Source organism: Nordella sp. HKS 07 (genome assembly GCF_011046735.1).
Taxonomy (GTDB): Bacteria; Pseudomonadota; Alphaproteobacteria; order Rhizobiales; family Aestuariivirgaceae; genus Taklimakanibacter.
Genome location: NZ_CP049258.1, coordinates 5,288,276 through 5,313,043, shown reverse-complemented (window position 1 = coordinate 5,313,043; position 24,768 = coordinate 5,288,276). Strand labels below are relative to the sequence as shown.

The following is a 24,768-nucleotide window of genomic DNA, read 5'->3' as shown; positions in this document are numbered from 1 at the left end:
GAGCTTGGGCAAGATCATCCCGTCCAGCCGAGGCCTGCGGCGATGCAATTCATCGTCATCAGCAAGGGCGCCAGCGCCTTGTCGGTGGGTCTGCGGGCGCGTGCATCCCTGAGTAGATCCACCTGCCAGCGATTGGCCTGGTCGATCATCGGGCGCACGCGGTCGAAGCGGCGGCGGAAGCCTGGAAAGCGAGCGCATAGCCCGCTGGCGCCCGATAGGCGCAGAACCCGCTCGCGCGTCAAAGCATGTTCCGCCTGGATCAAGCCCAGAATGCGCTTGGCCGCCTTCCGGTCGGGCACCAAGCCGGCATACAAAGCGGCGATCTCCATATCGGCCAGATAGAGCGACTTCTCGACCTCGTCGATGGCGAGACGGAAGCCGCGCGAGCGGACAAACATTTCCTTGAGCAGGGCCAGGCCGGCATCGCCCTTCTCGGCAGTATAATTGTCGAGCGCCGAGCCCAGCCCATACCAGCCGGTGATCACATGGCGGTTCTGACTCCAGGCGAAGACCCAGGGAATGGCGCGCAGATCCTCTACTCCCTTGGCGCCGAAACGGCGCGCCGGACGCGAGCCCATCTTGAGCAGAGACAACTCCTCGACAGGGCTCGACGCCTGGAAATAGTCGATCAGGCCCGGATCCTCGGCGAGACCGCGATAGGCCTTGAAGGAGGCGGAGGAAATGGCCTCGACCGCGGCCTGATGTTCAGGCACCAGGCGCAATTCGCTTTCCTTGGCCGATTTGAGCGTATGCACCAGGACGCTCGAGGCGAGCACTTCGAGCTGATAGAGCGCGGTGCCGCGATTGGCGAATTTGGAGGAGACGACCTCGCCCTGCTCGGTGACACGCAGATGACCGCCGACCGTGCCGGCGGGCTGCGCCGCGATGGCGCGCCCGGTCGGCGCACCGCCTCGGCTCACCGACCCGCCGCGGCCATGGAAGAAGCTGATCTCGATGCCCGCGGTGCGCGCCACCTGGATGAGCCGGCGCTGGGTCTCATAGAGCTCGAAGCTCGCGCAAAAGAAGCCCCCATCCTTGTTGGAGTCGGAATAGCCGAGCATGATCTCCTGGCGCCCGCCCAGGGCCTTCACAGTGCGACGCACCATCGGGATCTTGAACAATTCCTCCATGATGCCGGGCGCGCGCTGCAAGTCGTCGATGGTTTCGAACAGCGGCACGATGGCGAGGCGACAGCTTTCACGCGAGGCGGCGTCGGTGAAAAGTCCACAATATTTGGCCAGCAGGTAAAGGCCCAGAATGTCGGTGGCGCTGCGCGTCATGGAGAGGACGAAGGCACCGGTCGCCCTGTGATCGGCGCCGTCCAGCGAAGCGCGTATGATGCTCAGAAGCTCGAGCGTTTCACTCGCTTCGTCGGATAGCCCCTGGAATAGCGGCAGGAAGCCCATCGGCCGTTTGAGTTCGGCAACCACCCATTTCGCCCATTCCTGCGAGTCCGGCTTCGGCGGTGCGCGCTTGGCGGTCGGGTTGAATTTTTGCCACAGTTCGGCCAGCACGCGGTTGATCACCGTCGTGTTCTGCCGCATGTCGAGACTCATCGTGCGGAAGCCGAAGATCTCGACCTCCCAGCGCACCGGCCGTATCGTGTGGGCGGCGATCGCGGTCGCATGCATGTGCGCCAAAGCGCGCTCGGCATGATGGATCGCTTCGGCGAGCTCTTCCGGGCTGGCGAATGGCTTGCGTTCGGGGAAGTGATCAGGACTGCGCGTCGCGGCGAGACGCCCACGCAGCGCCGAGAAATATTGGCGGAACGGTTCGCCCGGGTTGCGCTGGGGGAGCGTCGCGTCGGCGGCATGGGCGATCTCGCGCGTCACGCGGGCACGGAAGGCCTCGGGCACATCGACTTCCTGGTCGGAGACCGAGACGGTCTGGACCAGATATTCGAGGCGCTTGTCGAGGCGATCGATCGCTGCCTTGGCGTTCTCGCTCAGCGCGAGGCGTGTCGTCGACGCAGTCACATATGGGTTACCGTCGCGATCGCCACCGATCCAGGAATAGAAACGCACCGGAGGGCGCACCCTGATCGGCTGTTCGGGATAATGGCGCGCCAGTGCCCCCTCCAGCAATTCGCAGAGCTGCGGCGTGCGCTCGAACAAGGTCTCGCGGAAGAAATGCAGGCCCCAGGCGACTTCCGCCTCGACCGTCGGTTTTTCGAGCCGGATCTCGCCGGTCATCCAGAGAAGATCGATGTCGTTGCGCAACTGCCGGATGAGGGCTTCGCGCTCGCGCGGCGTCCAGCGCGGGCTTTCGAGATCATAAAGCCGCAGATAGATGCGGCGGTGTATCTCGAGCACCGTCACTCGCTTCGCCTCGGTCGGATGCGCGGTGATGGTGGGGCCGGCTTCGGCCGTCTCGAGCGCCTTGGCGACCGCCTCCCCCGTGGCACCCGCCGCCGCGATATTGGCGAAGGCGTTCGAGAACGAGCCCAGGATCTGGTCGTTGCCGCCCATCGTCTCGAGCCGCCGCCTGGACCGCATGGCGGCGTTTTCTTCAGCGATATTAAGAAGCTGCAGCCAGATACCAATGACCTGGAGGGCCGGTGTGCGAAGCTCCGGCTTGATCGCACGGGCATCCTCGGGATTGTCGATGATGGGAAGTACCTTGGGCGCGCGCTCGCGGATCACCCGGCGCAACAAATCGCGCAGAAGGACGGTAACCTCGTCCACATAGCCACCGTCGACAGGCAACATATGCCGGGTCGTATCTGCCATTCCCTCACCCCTTTTGGTCGCCATTGTGCACTGCACCTAAGGAATGACAATGCCCAAGATTGCGGCTAAACAGCCCGCCCATGTTGCATGTGAACGGACTCACCTACCGCATTGCCGGGCGGCTTCTTCTCGAAGACGCCTCCGTCGCCATTCCCGAAGGCCACAAGGTCGGCCTCATCGGACGCAATGGCGTGGGCAAATCGACCCTGCTCCACCTGATCCTCGGCGACCTGCAGTCGGAAGCCGGAACCGTCAGCCTGCCGCGCAATGCCAGGATCGGCACCGTGGCGCAGGAAGCGCCGGGCGGCGAGGAATCGCTGATCGACACGGTGCTCGCCGCCGATGTCGAACGTGCGAGTCTGCTCACGGAGTCCGAGACCGCGCATGACCCGCACCGGATCGCCGAAATCCAGCTTCGCCTCGCCGATATCGATGCCCATTCCGCCCCGTCGCGCGCCGCGACGATCCTGTCCGGCCTCGGCTTCTCGGAAGAAACTCAGAACGGCCCCTGCTCGGCGCTCTCGGGCGGCTGGCGCATGCGCGTGGCGCTTGCTTCTGCCCTCTTCGCCTCGCCCGACGTGCTGCTGCTCGACGAGCCGACCAACTATCTCGACCTCGAAGGCACGATCTGGCTCAAGAGCTTCATCCGGTCCAATCCGCATACGATCCTGATGGTCAGCCATGATCGCGATCTCCTGAATGACGCGGTCGGCGCCATCCTGCATCTCGAGCGCGGCAAGCTTACCCTCTATCAGGGTAATTACGACTCCTTCGAGCGGCAAAGGCGCGAGCAGCAAGCGCTCACCCTCAAGCTCAAGAAGAAGCAGGAAGACCAGCGCAAGCATATGGAAGCCTTCGTCGAGCGCTTCCGCTACAAGGCCTCGAAGGCCCGCCAGGCGCAAAGCCGCCTGAAGGCGCTGGCCAAGCTCGAGCCGATCGCCGATGTGGTCGAAGACCGCGTGGCGCCCTTCCATTTTCCCGATCCGCCGAAGCCCCTGGCGCCGCCTTTGGTGCGCTGGGACCATGCCGCCGTCGGCTATGCGGAAGGCAAGCCGATCCTGCGCAACATCACGCTGAGGCTCGATCCCGACGACCGTATCGCGCTTCTGGGCGCGAACGGCAACGGCAAGTCGACCTTCGCCAAGCTTTTGTGCGGCAAGCTCAAGACCATGAGCGGCGAGATGAAGCATCCGCCGCGCCTGACGGTCGGCTATTTCGCCCAGCATCAGCTCGACGAATTGTCGCCCGAGCGCACGCCTTACGACTATTTCACCGACCTCCTGCCGGAGCACACCCAGGCGCAGAGACGGGCGCGTCTAGGTTCCTACGGCTTCGGCGCGACGCTGGCCGATTCCAAATGCAAGACCTTGTCGGGCGGCGAGAAGGCCCGCCTCCTCTTCGCCCTCGCCTCGTTCCATGCGCCGCACATATTGGTGCTCGACGAGCCGACCAACCATCTCGACGTCGATTCCCGCGAGGCGCTCATCCACGCCATCAACGAATATCAGGGCGCCGTCATCCTCATCAGCCATGACCGGCACATCATCGAGACCTGCGTCGACCGCCTGTGGCTCGTCGCCCATGGCTCGGTGAAGCCTTTCGACGGCGATATGGACGACTATACGGATTTCATCCTGGGCCGCTCAGCGGCGCCGAAGCGGGAGGCTGCCCCGCTTGCGCCTCCGCCGGTCAAGTCGACAGCGCCTCAGCCGATCAAGGTCAATCCGGCCGCGGTTAAGAAAAAGATTCAAGACATCACGGTCAAGATGTCCAAATTGCAGGAGAAAATCGACGTCCTCGACCGCGCGCTGCATGACAACCAGCTCTATATCGCCGATCCCAAGAAGGCCTCCAGCTTCGCCACCTTGCGCGCCAAGCTCAGCCGCGACCTGGAAGAGCAGGAAACCGCCTGGCTTGAGGCGCAGGAAACTCTCGAACAGACGGCGTAGCATCCGCCAAACAGACGCTACGTCGTCAATTCGGCTTACAGCAGCGCGAAGGCCCGGGTCATGCCGCCCGTCGCGCCGGCGATCTTCGGGCCGCCCACCACGATGGCAGCCCCCTTCTCCGGCAACTGACCAATATTGGCGGTGCATTCAAGCCCCCAGCGCCCTGCCGGCAGCCAGCGATAGTGGGTGGCGAAGTCCTTCGAGGCGCCAAAATCGAGGGAAAGCGTGTCGACGACGATACCGACCACCTTGCGCTCGAGCAGCAACGCCGCCGCGTCCGGATGGAATCCCGGGAAATGCATGACGCCGTCCTTGTCGGCATTGCGGAACATGTCGGTCTTCACATGCTGGTCCCAGCCGGAATTCATCGCGACAGCGGCGCCGTCCGGCAATGCGCCATTCTTGGCCTCCCACGCTTTGATGTCATCGGCGGTGACCTGGGTGTCGGGATCCTTGGCCGCCCGCTCGGCGATGTTCACGATGCAGAGCGGCGCCACCAGTGTCTCGGCTGGCAGCGACGAGGCATCGGGACCATTGGTCGAGAAATGCAAGGGCGCGTCCATATGCGTTCCGGTATGCTCGATCAGATGCCACTGGTTCTCGTTCCAGCCGTCCTTTTCGAAGCGATAGAGAACCTCGAGCGTGAGCTGCGGTTTGCCGGTGAAAGTGGGAAATTCCGGCGACAGGACATGTGTCAAGTCTACGACCTTGGAGAAGCTCATCGTCGCCGCCTGAGCGGCGAAGGGGCTGAAGGCCGATATTGCGCCTACCGCGGCGGTCGTTCCCGCCGCGCGAAACAGCCCGCGCCGCGAGATGGTCCGGGCGACCGTCGCCATGCAACCTGGTACGCACATGATATTCCTCCGTTTCTGGTGTGAACCTCCATGCTAGGCAGGTAGCCCCGCTTCTGCCAAGAATGAACAATATTACGTCGGACATAATGGTTCTTGTTGCACTCGGCCTCGTCCCCTTCTCGCCCTTACCTTCGGCCCGCAGTTGTGGATCCACAGCACCATGGCGCGCCATTCGCGCAAGCGGGTGGATTTTCCGGGCACCGGCGGCGAGCTCGCCCGCCATCTTCTCGATGAGGCCGGGCTCGCGCATGTGAAAGTCGAGGCGGTTTCGCATTTTGAGGTTTTAGAGGAGTTTGCGTATTCGTACGCGCCACGGTGGGCGCTTGACATCGTGGGCCAGACGGCAGGATTGGAAATATCAATTTAGGAGTTGCGTTCGGACTTCAATTCCAGCCTCTATCCGAACTCCGATAGGATCAACCGAATGGCTCTCGGCCTCCGAATAATCCTTGAAATCGTGCAAGCATTGCTACGCGCGTGGAACAAGAAGGATGAGGGTAATCTCCTCGAGAATGTCGCACAAACCAGCACGCTGGCGAAGGTACAGATCATCCGTGGCCAGCCATTGAATGCGGCCGGATTGCGTGCCGTTGAGCGCACAACACAATTGGGCTTTGGCGGAACAGGGACACATCGACGCCCCGAGAATACAAACAAGGGATTACGTGATCCCAGAGTTCACATCGACATGGGAAGAAAGCTCCGCACCAGGAGAAGCAGTTGCCGGAGTATCACTGCAGAAGGCCCAGCGAAGTCATTGGCAAGGGCGGCCAGACCAAGTCCGCCGGTAGATGTCGCCACGTAAATTACGTAATCCGATACGCAAAATCTATGACGTCTTGGCCTTGTTCTGCCAGCGGCCGCGCTCGTCCTGCTGCCAGTAGCTGACTTCATGGCCCTGGCCGCGCGCGGCCTTCCAGACGCGGCGCGCGCGTTCGACGGCTTCCGAGTCGGCGCCCTCGAACAGAAGCACCGCGCGTTCCAGACCGTCGTAGTTCGACGGTTCGACACCGCCGACAAAGAAGCGCACCGAGGCGCCATTCGGATTCTCGGCCGAAGCGGTGATCCACACAGGCTGGCTCTCGGCATGGCCATCGCGGGCGGTGCCGTGCGGCAGGAAACCTTCCTCCGTATAAGTCCACAGCATGGTCGAGATCGACTCGGCCCGTTCATCCGAATCAGTCTCGATGACGGCCCGCCAGCCGCGCTCGAGGGTGCGCTCGAGGAGCTGCGGCAGCACGCGTTCGAGCGGCTGTTGCTCCAAATGATAAAAAAGGAAGTCGGTCATGGGCTGCATCCAAGCGGCTTATGCCAGCCCGGTCAACGGTCTTGGCGACATGCCTACCTTGCCGCTAAGGTAAACCCAAGAAACGGCGAAGGGGAATCTAATGGGGCGCTTACAGGTGTGGGGAGCCGCGGTCGCGGCTATGGTGGGGTTTGTCCTTTTTTCTCCTTCCGAAAGAGCCGAAGCCGTCGGGCTGTGTAATTGCTGCGACAGCGCCCTCACCCCATCCTGCGGCAAAATCTGCGCCACCGTGAGTTTGGCGCCCGGCATGTGTCCGGTGATTGTCGACTATGAGGGTTCCGGCGCCACTGTGCCCGGCAACAATCCCCTCAACGGCATGTCGCTCAGGGATATGACGCTCGGGGATCCGACTCCCTGGCAGCTCGAAGAGTTCCGCAAATTCCTCGAGACCGGCCGCCGCAAGGGTATCGCCAGCTACAATGCCGCCTTGCGCAAGCTCAAGCGACGCAAGATCACCCAGGCCGAATTCGACAGGGTCGGCACGCTCTACAGGGAAGCCATGGTCAATTACTACCATGGCATCCGCGCCTATCTGAACCGGGTCGGCCGCAAGTCCGACTGAAGCCGGCCGCTCCCGCTACCACCACAACATCGGCGTCGTGGTCAAGAGCTCGATGCCATTCGCGGTGACGATGGCATTCTGCTCGAAGCCGACGCTGCCGACGTCCGGCCGGGCGAAGAAGGCCTCGATACCGACCACCATGCCTTCCTCGAACTTATCGTCGCCATAGCCCATCGCGGTCGAAAAGATCGGCTGCTCCCAAAAGAGGCCGAGACCGTGGCCATAGAGCGGGAACTTCTTGGCCATCTCGTCGTCCTCGACATTGAGATCGGCCTTGAGCCGGTCGCCGAGTTCGACCAGCTCGCGTACTGTAAGGCCCGGCTTCATAGCCGCCAGCAGATCCTCCGTCAGCTTGACGCAGGACTCGACGAGCTCGCGCTGGGCCGGTGTAGGTTTGCAACCGGCGACGACGGTACGTCCAGGATCGAGATAATAGCCCTGAAACATCGGGCCATAGATGAAGCCGCGGATGAGATCGCCCGGCTTCGGCGTGTCGTGGCTGTAACCCGGCAAGGGATTACGGCACATACTGTCGATCTTGTCGCCATGCGAGATCGGGATCATGTGTATGGCGCCGCCCGAGCGCACCACTTCGCGCGCGGCGTCGCCCGCGGCTTCGGCTTCCGATTTGCCCGAGAGCAGGCCTTCGATCAGCACATTGCAGGCGCGCGACGCGATCAACCCGCCTTCGCGATAGGCCTCGAGCTCGCGGAGGCTCTTCACCCGGCGGGCAAGGCGGACGATGTCATCCTCGAACTGCCACGTGATGCCGGGAGTCGCCGCCTGGAGCTGCGCCCAATGCTTCATGGAGAAGAAATCGGTGCCGAGGAATCCGACGGGGCCTGTGTTCTTGCGAGCATTGAGGCGATCAGCGACGGTCTTGACCGGATCCCAGGTGCTGACGATGCGATCCGTCGCCAGCAAGTTCAGATGCGGCACGGTCTCCTCGATGATCAGTTCCGGCGTCTCGCCGGCACGCAGGATGACGGCGGAGAAGGCCCGGCAATTCTGCAGGTCATTGTCGATGCCCTGGCCGGAATTGTTGCCGTAGTAGTTGGTCAGATAATAGACATCGGAGGCCCGGTCATAGGTGCCGCCGCTGCGGCCCCACACCACGGCGGTCTCGACGCCGCGCCGGCGCATTTCGGCATGGACCAGCCTCCAGCGCCGCTCATATTCGGATATCGGGAAATAGCGTTCGGTCATCTTGTTCTCCGTTGTCAGGCCGCCATCGACCGACGCGCGGCGATCCCAACTATCGGCACATCGCTCGCGATGTCAACAGATGAACCGATAGGCTCAACTAGTGAACCTATGTTTTGTCACTCTCGATACTTTCGCCGATCTCATGCGCCGCTGCGCGCAGAGGAGACAAGAGCGTCTTCACCCCCTTTTCGAGCGGCAGCGCCTTGCGCAGGAAAAGCACATTCAAGGCGGCGATCGGCCCACTGCGTCCCATGACCGGCACGGCAATGGCATGCATCCCGACCGGATAGAGCGTGTCGAGATAGTCCTCATCGGAGACCGCGTAGCCGCGCTCCCTGGCCTCGGCGAGCATTCTCTCGAGCTGCCGGCGCGTTCCCGCGCGCGGGTCGGCCGGCAGGAAGCGGTCGATCAAACTCTCGCATTCGTCGTCCGGCAGATGAGCGAGATAAGCGCGCCCGAGCCCGCTGCGCAGAAGCGGCGCGCGCGCGACGCCCTGGCCCGAAAGCGACAGAACGCCGAGTTCGCTGCTCGTCAGGACGATCAGCATGGCGTCATTGTCGTAGATGGCGAAATCGGACGGCCAGCCGACCGTATCGCGCAGCTTGGCGAGCACCGGTTCGGCGGCCTTGACATAGCCGGCCTTGATATCGAAACCGCTGCTCAGCAGCAGACACTTGCCGGTCGGTGCATAAAGAGCGCCGGCGGAGCGGCTCACATAACCGACCGCGATCAACGTCTCGACCATGCGCAGCGCGGTCGCCTTCGGCATGCCGCTGCGTTTCTGCAGATCGACAACCGAGATCGGCCCGAATTCATTGATCAGCCGCAATATGTCGAGGGCGCGGACAACGGCATTGACGGGTTCGAAGGACGGCATAACCGCATCTAGCCCGGAAAGCTCGAAACTGTGAAGAGCGCTGAGCCCCAGGCCGACAGCCCTGGGGGCTCAGCTCACGCCATCAGCCCTCGTAATGCTCGGCGACCAGGCGGTTGAGCAGACGCACACCCCAGCCCGAGCCCCAGCTCTGGTTGATCGGCGATTTGTTCGAATCCATCGCCGTGCCGGCGACGTCGAGATGCACCCAGGGGACGTTGTTGACAAAGCGCTGCAGAAACTGCGCGGCGGTGATGGCGCCGGCATTGCGGCCACCGATATTCTTCATATCGGCGACTTCGAAGTCGAGCATCTTGTCATATTCGGGCGCCAGCGGCATGCGCCACACTTTTTCGCCCGTCGCCAGTCCCTGATCGTAAAGACGCGTGGCGAGTTCGTCATTGTTGGAGAAGAGGCCGGCATGCTCCTTGCCGAGCGCTACCATGATCGCACCGGTGAGCGTCGCGAGATTGATCATGAATTTCGGCTTGAAGCGATCCTGCGTGTACCAAAGGGCATCGGCAAGAACGAGACGACCCTCCGCATCGGTATTGAGCACCGCGATCGTCTTGCCCGACATCGATGTGACAATGTCGCCGGGGCGCTGGGCATTGCCGTCCGGCATGTTTTCGACGAGGCCGATGACGCCAACCGCATTCACCTTGGCCTTGCGCCGCGCGAGGGCAAGCATGAGACCGGCGACGCAAGCCGCACCACCCATGTCGCCCTTCATGTCTTCCATGCCAGCGGCCGGCTTGATCGAGATGCCACCCGTATCGAAAGTGACGCCCTTGCCGATGAAAGCCAGGGGCTTGTCGCCCTTCTTGCCACCCTGCCAGCGCATGACGACGAGGCGCGGCTCGTTCACCGAGCCCTGGGCGACGCCCAGAAGCGCGCCCATGCCGAGCTTCTTCATCTGCGCCGGGGTGAGAATCTCGACCGCGAGGCCGGCCTTGGCATTGACTTTCACACGCGCCGCGAACTCGACCGGATTGAGCTTGTTGGCGGGCTCGTTGACGAGATCGCGGGCGAAATGGACGCCCTGGGCGATCGCCTCATAGTCGGCGAAGGCTTTCTTGGCCTTGGCCGCCTGGCCGGTAAGCACTGTCAGGGAAGACAATGCCTTGCCGTTGGCAGGCTTCTTGGACTTGTAGCGGTCGAAGCTGTAGGTCCTGAGGGCTGCGCCCGAAGCCAGAAGAGCGGCGAACTCCGCCGCATCGAGGCCAGACGTGGCGACGTCGGCGGCAATGGACGCCGATTCGACCTTGCCGGCCTGCAGATATCCGGCGATGACGCCGCCCAGGAGCTCGGCCTCGCGGGCCACGAGCTTGGCCGGATCGCCAAGGCCTACCAGGATGATTCGCTGCAAGGGGAGCTTTTCCGGTGCCACGAGATCGAGAATCTGCTCGCGCTTGGCCTCGAAGCTGATCGCCTTCACCGCCCGGGAAAGATGACCGCCGCTACGCTTGTCGGCCTCCGCGGCGATGCCGAAGAGCTTTCCGCCCTCGGGACAAAGAACAACCAAAACGCCGGCTTTTGGCTGCCCGGGCGCAGCGAATGTCACATGCATGCATGAATCCTGCTGAGAAAAATCGAGGTATTCTCATTAGCGGCAAGACGGAATCGGTTCAACTCCTGTAATGGTTTGTTAAGTATGCCAATTTCCTGCCTTGGGACCGCCTCAAGAGGCGTTACATTGAGAAATGGAAAAGCACTTTGCGCGCCCGTTCAAACCGGGGTTAAGAAAGTGTAAAATAAAGTTATTCGGGTAGTACTCAAATCTCATGACGACGGGGCGTCGAAGGGGAAAATTGGCGCGCTTCGGGCATTTGCCCGGAGGCGTATGCTTTGCTGCACTTTTCGCGGCTAGCCTTTGCTTCGGGACGGTCCTCGTTTCGCCGCTTGCGCCTGCTCATGCCGCCACCGGCGATGTCCGAGACAACAAGATCAAGACGCCGCCAAAGGGTGCCCGCGTCAATGTCGTGGCCAATAAGATCACATATGACGCGCAGACCAAGACCGCGGTCGCTATCGGCAAGGTCATCCTGACCTATGGAGACTACGAACTCGTCGCCACGCGCGTGACCTACGATCAACGCAACGACAAGATGACGGCCGTCGGCGAAGTCAGACTGACGGAGCCGGGTGGCAACATCCTCGAGGCGGATCGCGCCTCGCTGATGAACAAGTTCAAGGACGGCTTCGCCGAGCATCTGCGCCTGCTGTTGACCAACGACGTGATCATCACCGCCGACTATGCCGTGCGCCAGGACGGCTATCTGACCGTCTATACCAATGTCGTCTACAATGCCTGCAACAACTGCCGGACATCGAGCGGCGAGCCGCTCTGGCAACTCAGATCGCGCCAAGTGACGCATGACGAAAAGGAAGGCGTCATCTATCACAAGGACGCCACCTTCGAGTTCGCCGGCGCCGATATCATCACCCTGCCCTATTTCTCGCATGCCGATCCGACGGTGAAACGCCGGACCGGCTTCCTCTCGCCGCGCTTCAGCTATGCCAGCGTCTATGGCGCGGGCGTCGAAGTTCCTTATTTCTGGAATCTGGCTCCCAATTACGACTTCACCTTCTCGCCGGTGATCACGTCCGAGCAGGGCCCGCTGCTCAAGGGGGAATGGCGTCACCGTCTGGCCAATGGCAGTTACAATGTCGATGTCGCCGGCATCTATCAGCTCAGCATGGGAAGCGACGCTGCGGGAAATTCACGCTTCCGCGGCGCGGCGCGCACCGATGGCGAATTCGATCTCAACGACAACTGGACCTGGGGTTGGGACGGAACGCTGGTCAGCGACAAGAATTTCATGGACAAGTACAAGATCGACAGCCGCGACGAGACTATCGACCGGCTGTACATCACGGGCATCAACGATCGTAATTACTTCTCGGCCCAGGCGCTGCATTTCCAGACGCTCGATAGCGACGACAACCAGGACATCTTCCCGACGGCGCTGCCCTATATCGAGCACAGCTATACATTCGACCAGCCTGTGCTCGGGGGCGAATTTGGCTATGACTGGAACCTCTACAGCATCAGCCGCACTGATGTGGTCTTCGCCAACGATCCCGACCTGCCGCTGACTAACGTGAATCTCGGCACCGACCAGACCCGCGCCGTCGCCAATCTGCGCTGGCAGAAGCAGATCATCAACAGCATGGGCCAGGTCATCACGCCTTTCGGCAATCTGCGCGGCGACGTCTACGTCACCGAGAACCTGCCCGATGACGACGATCTGACGCAAGAGAACGACACGACGACCCGCTTCCAGCCGACCGCCGGGCTCGACATGCGCTGGCCTTTCCTGACCAACACGGAGGGCGGCCAGCATATCCTGACCCCGGTGACCCAGGTCATCGCGTCGACCGACGAGGAAGATATCGACAAGAAGGGCAATGAAGACGCGATCAACGTAAATTTCGACGCCACCAACCTCTTCTTGCATGACCGCTTCAGTGGTCTCGACCGCTACGAGGGTGGCACACGCATCAATACCGGCCTGCTCTACACGTTCCTGTCCGAAAATGGCGGATTTCTGAGGGCCAGTCTCGGCGAATCCTTCCATGTCGCCGGCAAGAACAGTTTCGATGTCCAAAGCGGACTCGGAGAGACCAGTTCCGACCTCGTCGCCGCTCTTGCGCTCCAGCCCTGGGACAGCCTGCGCTTCTCCTACCAGATCCGCATGGAGGAGGATTTCTCGGCCATCAAAACCCAGGAAGCCGGGCTAAGCCTCAATTTCGACAGGTTTTCCGGGTCATTCTACTATGCGGACGTTGACGCTGACCCGGATGCGGGGCGGCCGAATAACGAAGAGCAGGTCTGGGGCGGCGCTGGCTGGAACTTCTCCGGCGGGTGGAGTCTTTATGGCGGGGCCCGGTACGACCTCAAGGAAAGCAAGCTGATCCGGGACACCGTCGGTGTCGGCTTTAATTGTGAGTGCTTTAATTTCCGCGTCTTCTACGAGGAAGATCGCGCCAATGAGGATCAAGGGGTTGACCGTTCAGTTCAGTTCGCGATCGACCTCAAGTCGCTCGGCAACAACATCGGCTCGGTGCCGAGTCAGTAGGGGCTGATACGGATATGAGATTCGGCATTCTGTTCGCCGCGGCGCTCAGCGCATCCTTGTATGTATCCGCTCCCGCCGCTTTTGCGGCGGCGGACGGACAAGGTGTGCTGGTCACGGTCAACGACTTTCCGATCACCAACTTCGATGTCGACCAGCGCATGAAGCTCAATGCCATCCTCGGCAGGCCGCAAGGCAGCGCCGACGAGCAGCGCAAGCGCGCGCTCCAGGCCGTGATCGATGACGTGATCAAGCTTGTCGAAGCGAAGAAATACAAAGCCGACCCCAACGACAAGACGATCGACGCCCAGATCGAGAAAATGGCCAAGGGCTCGAACACCGACACCAAGGGCCTGGCCGCGCAGCTCAAGGCCAAGGGCACCTCGATGGCCGCGCTGCGGCGCCTAGTCGCCGCGCAGATCGCCTTCAACCGCCTGCTCAACGCCATGTACAAGATTAAGGTCGAGGTCGATCCGGCCGAGATCGACAAGAAGTACAACGAGATCACCAGTGACCCGCGGCTCAAAGCGGTAACGGTCTATGAGATCCTGGAAATCGACATGCCGGTGGACAACGCCGGCGATGCCATGGCTGATCAGCTGTTCATGGCCCGCGCGGCCGATGCCGCCCAGTACCGCAAGGCTTTCAAGGGCTGCAACAGCGCGCGCGCAGCGGCGAGCGGAATCTATAATGTGCGGATCGGCAAGCGCCTCCAGGCTGACGGAAATAAGATCCCGAAACCGCTCAGAGCCGCCCTCGACCAGGCCGGCACGGGCGGAATAATCGGTCCTTCGCGCACCCAGTCCGGCATTCAGCTCCTTGGCTTTTGCGGCAAGAAGAGCATCTCGCCGGAGAAGCCTACACGCCAGCAGATCGAGACAATGCTGGTGAACAAGAAATACGACGTCTATGAAGAGCGCTATATGCGCGAATTGCGGCGCAACGCTTTCATCGAATACAAGGACGCGAAGGCGACCGAGTGAATGCCGTGACCGCACGGCGTGAGGCGCCACTCTTGGCCGTGACGATCGGAGAGCCGGGCGGAATTGGCCCCGATATCACCGCGGAGGCCTGGCTCGCATTGAGGTCTGATCCCGACCTCGCCTTTTTCCTCATCGGCGACAGCGCCTATCTCGACGAGCGTTTCTCCCGGCTTGGCGCTGCCGTGCCGATCCGTAAGATTGCGCTTCCGGCGGAGGCCCGCGGCATATTCCCCACAGCGCTCCCGGTGATCGATCTACCCTTCGCCCGCAGGCCGGATATCGGACGCTTCACTGCGGAAACAGCCGGAACGGTGATCGGCGCCATCGACATGGCGGTGGCCATGGCGCTCGAAGGCGACGTCGTGGCGATCGTGACCAATCCGATCCAGAAGGAAGCGCTCTACGCCGCCGGCTTCACCTATCAGGGTCATACTGATTACCTCGCTCATCTCGCTTTGCGCCACGGACATCAAGCGGATCCGGTGATGATGTTGTGCGCCCAGGATCTGCGCGCCATCCCCATCACCGTCCATATCGCGCTGGCCGAGGTGCCGCGCCAGCTCAGCGGCGATCTCATCATCCGTCAGGCGCGCGTCGTGTCACATGATCTCAAGCGGCGCTTCGGCATCGCATCGCCGCGCCTCGCCTTTACCGGTCTCAATCCGCATGCCGGCGAAAATGGCGCGATGGGCCTTGAGGAGCAGACCATCATCGCGCCCGCCCTCGCCCAGTTGCGCGCCGAGGGTCTGATCGTGCAGGGGCCGCTGCCCGCCGACACTGCCTTCCACGCCGAGGCGCGCGCGCAGTATGACGCCATTCTGTGCATGTATCATGATCAGGCGCTGATCCCGGTGAAGACACTCGACTTCCACGGCGGCGTCAATTGCACACTGGGCCTGCCCTTCATCCGCACGTCGCCCGATCATGGTACGGCCCTGAGCCTCGCCGGCTCCGGAAAGGCCAATCCTCGAAGCCTCATGGCAGCGATCTCGCTCGCCGCCGACATCGCCCGACGCGGTGCCGCAGCATGAGCGAGGACGGCCTGCCGCCGCTGCGCGAGGTCATCGCCCGCCATGGTCTCGACGCCCGCAAGGGCCTCGGCCAGAATTTCCTCTTCGACCTCAATCTCACCCGCCGCATCGCGCGCAGCGCCGCGCCGCTTTCCGCCTCAACCGTTGTCGAGATCGGCCCCGGTCCCGGCGGCCTGACCCGCGCACTGCTTCTCGAGGGCGCCCGGAAAATCGTCGCGGTCGAGAAGGATACGCGCGCCTTGCCGGCCTTGCAGGAAATCGCGGCGCATTATCCCGGTCGCCTGGAGATCGTGGAGGCCGATGCGCTGCGCTATGACTGGACGGCGCATATAACGGGCGATGCCAAGATCGTCGCCAACCTGCCCTACAATATCGCGACACCGCTCCTGACCGGCTGGCTCACCGGCCCCTGGCCGCCCTGGTTCTCCTCGCTCACGCTGATGTTCCAGAAGGAAGTGGCCGAACGCATCGTCGCGGCCCCCGGATCGGAGGCCTATGGCCGGCTCTCCATCATCAGCCAATGGTGCGCGTCAGCCAAGAAGCTGTTCGACATCGACCGGCGTGCCTTCACGCCGCCCCCGAAGATTACCTCTTCGGTCGTCCAACTCATCCCCAAGTCCGAGCGGCTACCCGCCTGCACTATCAGCGTTCTGGAAAAGGTTACCGCTGCCGCATTCGGCCAACGCCGCAAGATGCTGCGCTCGAGCCTCAAGAGCCTTCACCCAGATATGAGCAAGCTGCTCGACGGCCTCGGCATCGATGCCAATCTGCGCGCCGAGCAGCTCGCGGTTGCCGATTTCGCCCGTATCGCCGCCTCCTTGGAGAGTGACCCCGTATGATCCGGCAATCGCTCATCGCCTATGGCGAGCCGCTCGCCGAGACAACCGCATCCCTGCCGGAGCCCAAGGGCAGCGAAGTCCTGATCAAGGTTGCCTCCTGCGGTGTCTGCCACAGTGACCTGCATCTGCAGGATGGCCACTTCGATCTCGGTGACGGCAAGCATCTCGACATCACCTCCGGGCGCACGCTTCCCTTCACGCTCGGCCACGAGATCGCCGGGCATATCGAGAAAACCGGTCCCGATGCCGGACCGCTCGACCGTGCGGCCTTCTATGCGGTCTACCCGTGGTGCGGCTGCGGTGTCTGCGAGCGCTGCCGAAAGGGCCAGGAGCCGCTCTGCGATACCCCGCGGCAGCTTGGCATCACCGCTGATGGCGGTTTTGCCAGCCATGTGCTGGTCCCGGATTCCCGCTACCTGATCGATGCCAGCGGCATCGATCGGCGCCTCGCCGGCAGCTATATGTGTTCCGGCCTGACCGCCTACAGCGCCATCCGCAAGGCCATGCGCTTCCTTGCCGAGGACGGTACCCTGCTGATCGTCGGACTTGGCGGTGTCGGCATGATGGGGCTCGAGATCGCCCGTGCCCTCACTTCCGCCCGCCTCCATGCCGCGGATATCGTCCCGGCCAAGCGCGAGACCGCCCTGCAACTGGGAGCCGCGGCCGTCTTCGATCCCTCGCTCGCCGAGGCGCGGAGAGCCATACTCAAGCAGGCGGGTGCGATGGACGTGGCGATCGATTTCGTCGGCTCCGAGGCCTCCCTGCATTTCGCCCAGAGCGTCGTCGGCAAAGGCGGCGCCGTCATCATCGTCGGACTGATGGGCGGCAAGTTCAGCCTGCCGGTGCCGATGTTCCCGTTGCGAGAGCTCACCTTAGCGGGCTCCTATGTCGGCAGCCTCGATGAAGCCCGCGCTTTGATCGAGTTGGTGCGAGAAGGCCGCGTCAGGCCCATCCCGGTGAGCGAGCGCCCGCTCGCCGAGGCCAATTCGGCCCTCACAGATCTCCGCGCGGGTAGCGTCATGGGCCGCGTCATCCTGCGGCCGTAGAGCATGATCCGGAAAAGTGCGAAGCGGTTTTCCGAAAAAAGATCATGCGCAAACAAGAAGATAAAGCGTGATGGCGACTCGTCCCAAAGCCATCACACTTTAGGCTAGTCTCATCCGCCGTGCTTCAGGCAGGCATGCGCCCGCACCGGGAAGGTGCCCATGCCCTTGATCTTGGGCGGCACCGCCGAAAAGCGGAAGCCGGTTTCGGGCAGAGCCGCCAGACCGGTCAGGTGCTCGACGATCGGTATGCCCGCGGCGAGCAGCACTGAATGCACGGGCCGCTCTCCGCCTGACGTGTCATCGATATTGAGCGAGTCGATGCCGACGAGCGTCGCCTTCTGGTCACGCAGATAGAGCGCGGCTTTCTCCGTCAGGAAGGGGTGCCCCTCAAAGTAGCTGTCCGTGCGCCAGTTGCGATCCCAGCCGGTGTGAACAAGAACGGCATGGCCGCGACACTGGACCGGAACAAAATGATGCCAGTCGATCGCGCGCTCTCGCGCGCCTTCGACCCTGACCACGACGCCCGGCACGTCCGCGACGCGGTCAAGGGAAAGGGCGGCAAGATCATGCCCGTCCGGGTAGCGGTGAAAGGGCATGTCGATATAGGTGCCGGTATTGGCCACCATGTCGATCCGGCCTATCTGGAATTCGGTGCCGGGCGCATAGATCTCGCGCGACTTGCTGCGGGACAGATGATCGCAGATGAGGGGCGCCGGCAGCCCCTTATAGGTGATCATGCCGCTTTCGATCGTGTGGCTGAGATCAATGAACGCGTCATTGCCCTCGCTTTCCTCGACGGCCCGCGGCGTCGCAGCGGCGCGCTTGTGCCTCTCTTCTATGATGCGCTTGTTGAGGATTCGAACCTCGCCCACCATCAGCAGGCGAAGATCGCGAATGATATAGGCGGCCAGCGCGTCCTCGCCGATATCCTCGCCATCGATATCCAGCCTGAAATCCTGCCCTTGGATTCCGCCCCCATTGGAGAAGTCGACCTCGAAGTCGAAACAAACACGCTTGTCGTTCACGGCCCTGTCTCCTGCATTTCCATGCGACTATTCTGTTCCGGTGACGGAGGCATATCATGCTGGTGCCAGAGCGGCGACAGCATCGCCCAGAGGGGGGCCACCACGAGCCCGGCGGCGGCGATGAACAAGGTCTCCCTGATCCCGAGGCTCATCGCAAGACCCCCGCCCAGAAGCGCGCCCAGCACGGCCAAGCTGCCGGTGCCGACATGGAAGGCCGCGCCGACCCGGCCCATGATATTGAGCGGCAGAACAGTCTGACGCAGGCTGACCGCCACCACCCCACCGGCGACGGCGAGTCCGTCGCCCACGAATTGCGCGACCATCAGCACGGCCATCGCCAGCCAGGCGCCATAGCCGACACCCGCCAGGAGAATCGTGCGCCCGACACCCAGCCTCTCCACCAGCATTGGCCCCAGAACCGCACCGGCCAAGGCACCCAGGCCGCCAGTGGCGATAGTGATGCCCATCATGGCCGGGGTCAGGCCCAGCGTGTCGATGGCATAGAGCACATAGAGACCGGCCAGGAAGGAGCCGAAGAAGGCTTCGGCCAAGGTGATCACGAAGATCGGTCGCACATAGGGATCGGCGATGATGGCGCTGAGGCCGAGCTTCATGTCGTCGCTGAGGCTCGCCGCCTCCTCGGCCGGAGGCGGAGGCGCCTCGGCCTTGCGGATCGTGGCCAAGAAGCCCGCCGAGACCAGATAAGTCATGGCATTGACGGCAATGGCGACGGGTACCGTCAGAAGCTGGAACAGGATGCCCGACAGCGCCGGTCCGCCGATCTCCGCCAGCGATCCGGTCGTGTTGATCTTGGCATTGCCTTCGATCAGGTCCTCTGACCGGATCAGGCTCGGCAGATAGGCATTGTCGGCGATATCGAAGAGCACGCTGGCGGCCCCGACGCAGGCGGCTACCACATAGAGCTGCGGCATGGACAGAAGGCCGCTCCAGGCGGCGAACGGCACCGTCATCAGAACGGCCGCCCGCACGATGTCCATCGCGATCAGGATCGGACGGCGGCGCGATCGGTCGACATAACCGCCGGCCATCAACCCGACGACAAGACCGGGGCCCATGGCGAGCGCCGCCAGCACCGACAGTTCGAAAGCTGAAGCCTCGATGGTGAGCACGGCGGCGAGCGGCAGGCCTTCGCGGGTGATGCGGGCGCCGAAGGCGGAAACCGCCTGCGCCGCCCACATGCGCATGAAATCGGCATGGCGCCAGAGATTACCGGTAATGAAACCCGACATGCCGCTCGCCCGCCCTCAGAGCGTCTTGTTCAGTCCGCGGACGAATTCCGTCAGGCCGATGCGGCGCTTGCGGCGCAGTCTCTCGGCCGTCAGAATGGCGGTGATCTCGACGCTCGCCCCGGCGACATCGTCATTGACGATGACATAGTCATATTCGGCCCAATGGCTCATCTCGCGCGAGGCTTCCGCCATGCGCTTGGCGACGACCGAGGCCGAATCCTGGGCGCGTTTGATGAGGCGGTCGCGCAATTCGTCCGTCGAGGGCGGCAGAATGAAGATGCGCACAAGGTCGTCGCCCATCGCCTGCTCGAGCTGCTGGGTGCCCTGCCAGTCGATGTCGAACAGCACGTCACGACCCTGGCTCAGCGCCTCCTCCACAGCCTTGCGCGGCGTGCCGTAGAGATTGCCGAAGACTTCCGCCCACTCCAGCATCTCGTCATTGTCGCGCATCTCGAAGAAGCGCTCCTTGGAGATGAAGAAGTAATCCTTGCCGTCGCGCTCGCCCGGGCGTGGCGGCCGGGTCGTTACTGACACCGACATGCGAATATTCTGGTCGGCCGCCAGCAAGGCGCGCGACAAAGTGGTCTTGCCGGCGCCCGATGGCGAGGACATCACCAGGAGAAGACCGCGCCTGGCGATCACTGTCTTTGTTTTTCCGCTATTCAATATTCTGCACCTGCTCGCGCATCTGATCGATGACCGTCTTCAGCTCCAGCCCGATCGCGGTCAAGCTTTTATCGGACGCCTTGGAACACAGGGTATTCGCCTCGCGGTTGAACTCCTGGGCGAGGAAGTCGAGCTGACGGCCGGCCGGCTCGCGCGATTGCATGAGCTTTCGCGCCGCCTCGATGTGGGCGAAGAGCCGGTCGATCTCCTCAACGATGTCGGCGCGCGTCGCCAGCAAAATCGCCTCCTGATGGAGTCGATCCCGATCGAAGGACGAATTCGCCTCGATGAGGCGGCTGACCTGCTCGGCAAGGCGTTCCCGGATGACTTCCACGGAGCGCGCCGGATTGTCGCGCGCCGCGATAACAAGCTTCTCTATGCGGTCAAGCTGCTGGCCAAGGATGGCGCCAAGCTTGGCTCCTTCCGCCTTGCGCATGACTGCCAAGGCCTGGAAGGCTTCTTCGACGCTCTTGAGGATGGCCTTGTCGCGCCTGGCCAGCTGGCCCTCATCTTCCACGGACTCGGCGACGTCGATGATGCCGCGCAAAGCGAGCAGACTCTCGATCTGTGGCGGAGCGCCGCCCAAACGTTCGCGCAATTTTTCCGCCAGGGCAACGACTTGCTCGAGCGCCGCCTCGTTGACCGCGAGCTTCTGTTCGGCACCGCCGCGGTCCGAGGTAAAGCTGATTTGGACATTGCCGCGCTTCAGATGCTTCTGGGCGATCTCGCGCACCGGGAGATCGAGCGTCTCGAAGCCGGGCGGCATGCGGCAACGTATGTCGAGCCCCTTGCCATTGACGCTCTTGATATCCCATTGCCAGTGCAAGCCATCGAGTGCCGCCGAAGCGCGTGCGTAACCTGTCATGCTCGACAGCGACATAGACCCCATCCCCGAATCAAAACTGCGGCGACTTTACCGCCTGACCTGCAATGAGGGATACCGCTTTTCCGGCCAGATCACGATGAGTTTGGATTGAAGCAATCCCAACTCATAAACGTGATCGATCCCTATATGTTAGCGCGGGATCATTGCGAAAAACCGATGCCCACTTTTTCGCATCCCGCGCTACCCGGTTAAGGCATCTGGGGCTTCGGCGCCGGTATCGGAATGAGGCCCTTGGCGCCCCTGATCACGCTGCCGGGCTTCAGATTTAACGTGGCGTCCGCCACCGTGGTCGGAGCCTCGGCAGGTGCGGTGGGCGCCTCCTCGATGAGCCTCTCAGGCTTGGGCCGCGGCAACGGCACGGCAGCGGCCCCCTGCTCGGGAGCCTGGCTGGCGGTATCCGTCGGAGTGGCGGGGGCGGCGGCCTCGACATCGGTCTCCGGCTCCGGCGCCTGGTTGTCGGCGCCTTGCTGATCTGACGTCTGGATGTCATCGCCCGTGGGCAGGCTCGGCTTTGGTGTCTGCTGCTCCACGGGGGCCGCCTCCGGCCCGGGTTGCGCTACCGCTGCGGTTTCCGCAGGCACCGCCGCGGGCTCGCCCGGTTCCTGCGTCTCGTCCATGACCGGCGCTTCCTCGCCGCCCTGGTTGCGCTTCTTCTCGATCTCGCGCCATTTCTTCACATTGGCGCGGTGCTCTTCCAGCGTTTCGGCGAAGGCATGACCGCCGGAGCCGTCGGCGACGAAATAGAGATCCTTGGTCTTGGCTGGCGAAAGTGCCGCCTGCAGCGAGGCGCGGCCGGGATTTGCGATCGGCCCCGGCGGCAAGCCGTTGATGCGATAGGTGTTGTACGGCGTGGCCTCGGCGATGTCTTTCTTGGTCAAAGACCGGTCGAACTTGGTCTTGCCGCCGGTGATGCCGTAGATGATCGTGGGGTCGGACTGAAGCCGCATGCCCAGCCGCAGCCTGTTGGCGAAGACGGAGGCGACGCGCGACCGCTCTTCAGGCTGGCCCGTTTCTTTCTCGATGATGGAGGCGAGGACTATGGCCTCGGCCGGCGTTTTCACCGGGGTATCCTCGGCGCGCTGAGGCCAGAGTTCATCGACAAGCTTCTGATGCGCCTGCATCATGCCCTTGACGATATTGTCACGCGTCTCGCCGCGCTGGAACACATACGTATCGGGCATCAGCTGCCCCTCGCCCGGGGTGAGCGTAATATCGCCGAGAAGGACCTCGTTGCCGCGCAAACGGTCGAGCGTCTGCGCCGTCGTCCAGCCTTCCGGAATGGTGACCTTGTAGACGATGAACTTGCCGGATGTGATGAGCTTCATGGCATCGCGCATGCTCATCGCCTGCTTGAACTGGTATTCGCCGGGCTTCAGATGAGCGCCGGCGCCCGTCAGTCGCGAAAGCTTTGCGGCAGCGGCGAAGATATTGGCATCGGAGATGACGCCCGCCTTCTCCAGCTCCGCCGCGATATCGAAGATGCCGCTGCCGCGCTCAATCTGGAAAACGGTATCGGCGGCGAGTGGGCCCGGCTGGGTGAATTTCATGTAGCCGTAAAGGGCGGCCGCGAAAGCCACCAGGGCGACGCCCCCGGCCAGGAGTATCAGGGAATAGAATACCCGCCGGAGCGCTGACCGACGCCGACGGCGCGGTGGCACTACGACGCTGTATCTCTGCCTGCGCTGGTCGGGCACCATAGGCCTCCATTAGAGCCCTCGGGTTCGGATCGAAGCGACAGGCCTCGATCAGAACACGAACAAAGGCTCGTCAGCGAATCATCTGGAGCGCTTCCTTGTCGCCGAAGTCGCACAACTTCAGCGGGAAGCGCTCGAGAGACTCAGACTCGCCTCATGATCAAAGACGCGTTCGTCCCACCGAAACCAAATGAATTGGACAGAACTGTGTTGATCTCCTTATTTCGCGCTTTCAGGGGAACCAGATCGATTTCTGTCTCGATCGAGGGATTCTCCAGATTGAGAGTCGGCGGGCAGATATTATCCCTGAGCGACAGCAGCGAGAAGATGGCTTCGACGGCCCCTGCCGCCCCCAGCAGATGCCCGGTGGACGACTTGGTCGAGGACATGGCCAGGCCATTGAACCGGTTGCCCATCAGCCGTTCAACGGCCCTGAGCTCGATCTCATCACCCAGGGGCGTCGAGGTGCCGTGGGCATTGATATAGTCGATCTCATAGGCGGAAATGCCGGCCCGCTTCAGGGCCGCCTGCATGCAACGATAGGCGCCGTCGCCGTCCTCAGACGGAGCCGTGATGTGATAGGCATCGCCCGACATGCCGTAGCCGATGATTTCGGCGTAAATCTTGGCGCCTCGCGCCTTGGCGTGCTCCAGCTCCTCGAGGACAAGGATCCCCGCACCCTCGCCCATGACGAAACCGTCACGGTCCCTGTCATAGGGACGCGAGCCCTTTTCCGGCGCGTCATTGAATTTCGTGGCCAGGGCCTTGCAGGCGATGAAGCCGGCGATCCCCAAACGCGAAATGGCGGCCTCGGTGCCGCCCGCCACCATGACGTCGGCGTCGCCGAGCGCGATCATGCGGCTCGCGTCGCCGATCGCATGCGAGCCCGTCGCGCAGGCGGTGACGACGGCGTGATTTGGCCCCTTGAATCCGAATTCGATCGACACCACGCCGGAAGCGAGATTGATCAACGAGCCCGGAATAAAGAACGGGCTGACGCGGCGCGGCCCCTTCTCATTGAGGAGCAATGTGGTCGCCTCGATCGAGGGCAAGCCGCCAATGCCCGAGCCGATGAGGACGCCGGTCGCAAATTTCTCGTCCTCGGTCTTGGGTTCCCAGCCCGAATCCTTCACCGCCTGCTTGGCGGCGGCCAGCGCATAGATGATAAACGTGTCGTAGCGACGCTGGTCCTTATGCTCGACCCACTGGTTCGCATCGAAAGTGCCGTCGGTGCCGTCACCGCTCTTCACTTCGCAGGCGATGCGGCAGGCCATGTCGGACGTGTCGAATTTGGTGATCGGGCCGGCGCCGCTCTTGCCGGCGGTCAGCCTGGACCAGGTCTCTTCGATACCTGTCGCAAGCGGCGAAACGATACCCAGCCCCGTAACAACCACCCTGCGCATCAAAACTCCTCTCTATATATGACAACGCGGCGGCAAGACTTTCGGTCTCTTGCCTCCGCGCTGCAATCCATGGCTCTCCCCGCGGGGAGGTAACCCGCAACCGTCAAGCGGCGCTCTTTTCAATGAACTTAACCGCGTCGCCGACGGTCTGGATGGTCTCGGCGGCGTCATCGGGGATCTCGATGCCGAACTCTTCTTCGAAGGCCATGACGAGCTCGACCGTATCGAGGCTGTCGGCGCCGAGATCGTCGATAAAGCTGGCTTCGGGATTCACCTTCTCGGCGTCTACGCCCAGGTGCTCGACCACGATCTTCTTCACCCGCTCCGCAACATCACTCATGTTCAATCGTCCTCGTCAGTAGTTTAAGTTATTTTCCGTTCTACGA

21 protein-coding genes and 1 pseudogene are annotated in these 24,768 nt (G+C 62.6%); 9 read left to right on the top strand and 13 right to left on the bottom strand.

Going from position 1 to position 24,768, the window contains the following annotated elements; translation table 11 throughout:
• Positions 1–14 precede the first annotated feature (14 nt).
• Complete coding sequence (locus G5V57_RS24985) at positions 15–2,729, bottom strand: phosphoenolpyruvate carboxylase (protein ID WP_246737353.1); 2,715 nt, start codon at positions 2,727–2,729, stop codon at positions 15–17.
• Between the two features lie 80 nt (positions 2,730–2,809).
• On the opposite strand from G5V57_RS24985, the gene G5V57_RS24980 reads away from it, so the two are divergent.
• A complete protein-coding gene (locus G5V57_RS24980; RefSeq protein WP_165170454.1) occupies positions 2,810–4,678 on the top strand; it encodes an ABC-F family ATP-binding cassette domain-containing protein in 1,869 nt (622 codons plus the stop codon).
• Positions 4,679–4,713: 35 nt separating this feature from the next.
• Here G5V57_RS24980 and G5V57_RS24975 read toward each other — a convergent pair whose 3' ends face one another.
• The gene (locus G5V57_RS24975) at positions 4,714–5,532 is read right to left on the bottom strand and encodes a cyclase family protein (protein ID WP_165170452.1); all 819 of its coding nucleotides are present in this window, start codon (positions 5,530–5,532) and stop codon (positions 4,714–4,716) included.
• Between the two features lie 127 nt (positions 5,533–5,659).
• Between G5V57_RS24975 and G5V57_RS24970 the strand changes: the two are divergent.
• Both G5V57_RS24970 and G5V57_RS24965 read left to right on the top strand, forming a co-directional pair.
• Positions 5,660–5,899, top strand: a pseudogene (locus tag G5V57_RS24970) (zinc metallopeptidase); the annotation flags it as partial.
• A 57-nt stretch (positions 5,900–5,956) separates the two neighbouring features.
• The gene (locus G5V57_RS24965; RefSeq protein WP_165170450.1) at positions 5,957–6,337 is read left to right on the top strand and encodes a hypothetical protein; all 381 of its coding nucleotides are present in this window, start codon (positions 5,957–5,959) and stop codon (positions 6,335–6,337) included.
• A 24-nt stretch (positions 6,338–6,361) separates the two neighbouring features.
• On the opposite strand, the gene G5V57_RS24960 is transcribed toward G5V57_RS24965, so the two are convergent.
• A complete protein-coding gene (locus G5V57_RS24960) occupies positions 6,362–6,820 on the bottom strand; it encodes a DNA polymerase III subunit chi (protein WP_165170448.1) in 459 nt (152 codons plus the stop codon).
• A gap of 100 nt (positions 6,821–6,920) precedes the next feature.
• Between G5V57_RS24960 and G5V57_RS24955 the strand changes: the two genes are divergently transcribed.
• The gene (locus tag G5V57_RS24955) at positions 6,921–7,400 is read left to right on the top strand and encodes a hypothetical protein (RefSeq protein WP_165170446.1); all 480 of its coding nucleotides are present in this window, start codon (positions 6,921–6,923) and stop codon (positions 7,398–7,400) included.
• 15 nt (positions 7,401–7,415) lie between these two features.
• Here the strand turns inward: G5V57_RS24955 and G5V57_RS24950 are convergent, their stop codons facing one another.
• From G5V57_RS24950 to G5V57_RS24940, 3 genes are all read right to left on the bottom strand, one after another.
• Entirely contained in the window at positions 7,416–8,606 is a 1,191-nt protein-coding gene (locus G5V57_RS24950; protein ID WP_165170444.1) for a Xaa-Pro peptidase family protein, read from the bottom strand.
• A 106-nt stretch (positions 8,607–8,712) separates the two neighbouring features.
• Complete coding sequence (locus G5V57_RS24945; protein ID WP_165170442.1) at positions 8,713–9,483, bottom strand: IclR family transcriptional regulator C-terminal domain-containing protein; 771 nt, start codon at positions 9,481–9,483, stop codon at positions 8,713–8,715.
• Between the two features lie 82 nt (positions 9,484–9,565).
• Positions 9,566–11,050: a leucyl aminopeptidase gene (locus G5V57_RS24940; protein ID WP_165170440.1), complete on the bottom strand. Its 1,485-nt coding sequence runs from the start codon at positions 11,048–11,050 to the stop codon at positions 9,566–9,568.
• 241 nt (positions 11,051–11,291) lie between these two features.
• Here G5V57_RS24940 and G5V57_RS24935 point away from each other — a divergent pair, with 241 nt between their 5' ends.
• The 5 genes from G5V57_RS24935 to G5V57_RS24915 are packed head-to-tail and all read left to right on the top strand — an operon-like array spanning position 11,292 to position 17,458.
• The gene (locus G5V57_RS24935) at positions 11,292–13,562 is read left to right on the top strand and encodes an LPS-assembly protein LptD (RefSeq protein WP_165170438.1); all 2,271 of its coding nucleotides are present in this window, start codon (positions 11,292–11,294) and stop codon (positions 13,560–13,562) included.
• A gap of 14 nt (positions 13,563–13,576) precedes the next feature.
• Complete coding sequence (locus G5V57_RS24930) at positions 13,577–14,542, top strand: SurA N-terminal domain-containing protein (protein ID WP_165170436.1); 966 nt, start codon at positions 13,577–13,579, stop codon at positions 14,540–14,542.
• 5 nt (positions 14,543–14,547) lie between these two features.
• Positions 14,548–15,573 (top strand): 4-hydroxythreonine-4-phosphate dehydrogenase PdxA, encoded by a 1,026-nt coding sequence (gene pdxA, locus G5V57_RS24925; protein ID WP_165170434.1) that lies wholly within the window; start codon positions 14,548–14,550, stop codon positions 15,571–15,573.
• Positions 15,570–16,412 (top strand): 16S rRNA (adenine(1518)-N(6)/adenine(1519)-N(6))-dimethyltransferase RsmA, encoded by an 843-nt coding sequence (rsmA, locus tag G5V57_RS24920; RefSeq protein WP_165170432.1) that lies wholly within the window; start codon positions 15,570–15,572, stop codon positions 16,410–16,412. The genes pdxA and rsmA overlap by 4 nt, the downstream gene beginning before the upstream one ends.
• Entirely contained in the window at positions 16,409–17,458 is a 1,050-nt protein-coding gene (locus tag G5V57_RS24915; RefSeq protein WP_165170430.1) for an alcohol dehydrogenase, read from the top strand. Before rsmA ends, G5V57_RS24915 begins: the two co-directional genes overlap by 4 nt.
• 110 nt (positions 17,459–17,568) lie before the next feature.
• Here the strand turns inward: G5V57_RS24915 and G5V57_RS24910 are convergent, their stop codons facing one another.
• The 7 genes from G5V57_RS24910 to G5V57_RS24880 form a co-directional block, all read right to left on the bottom strand.
• On the bottom strand, positions 17,569–18,483 hold the full coding sequence (locus G5V57_RS24910) for a cyclase family protein (protein ID WP_165170428.1): 915 nt from the start codon (positions 18,481–18,483) through the stop codon (positions 17,569–17,571).
• Positions 18,480–19,733: an MFS transporter gene (locus tag G5V57_RS24905; RefSeq protein ID WP_165170426.1), complete on the bottom strand. Its 1,254-nt coding sequence runs from the start codon at positions 19,731–19,733 to the stop codon at positions 18,480–18,482. Before G5V57_RS24905 ends, G5V57_RS24910 begins: the two co-directional genes overlap by 4 nt.
• 15 nt (positions 19,734–19,748) lie before the next feature.
• Complete coding sequence (gene gmk, locus G5V57_RS24900) at positions 19,749–20,402, bottom strand: guanylate kinase (protein ID WP_371744835.1); 654 nt, start codon at positions 20,400–20,402, stop codon at positions 19,749–19,751.
• Positions 20,392–21,279 carry a YicC/YloC family endoribonuclease gene (locus G5V57_RS24895; RefSeq protein ID WP_165170422.1) on the bottom strand — a complete coding sequence of 296 codons (888 nt, stop codon included), beginning with the start codon at positions 21,277–21,279 and terminating at the stop codon, positions 20,392–20,394. Before G5V57_RS24895 ends, gmk begins: the two co-directional genes overlap by 11 nt.
• A 194-nt stretch (positions 21,280–21,473) precedes the next feature.
• The gene (gene mltG, locus G5V57_RS24890) at positions 21,474–22,862 is read right to left on the bottom strand and encodes an endolytic transglycosylase MltG (RefSeq protein WP_165170420.1); all 1,389 of its coding nucleotides are present in this window, start codon (positions 22,860–22,862) and stop codon (positions 21,474–21,476) included.
• Between the two features lie 260 nt (positions 22,863–23,122).
• Complete coding sequence (gene fabF / locus G5V57_RS24885; protein WP_165170418.1) at positions 23,123–24,382, bottom strand: beta-ketoacyl-ACP synthase II; 1,260 nt, start codon at positions 24,380–24,382, stop codon at positions 23,123–23,125.
• A 103-nt stretch (positions 24,383–24,485) separates the two neighbouring features.
• Positions 24,486–24,722 carry an acyl carrier protein gene (locus G5V57_RS24880; protein WP_119269176.1) on the bottom strand — a complete coding sequence of 79 codons (237 nt, stop codon included), beginning with the start codon at positions 24,720–24,722 and terminating at the stop codon, positions 24,486–24,488.
• Between the last annotated feature and the right edge of the window lie 46 nt (positions 24,723–24,768).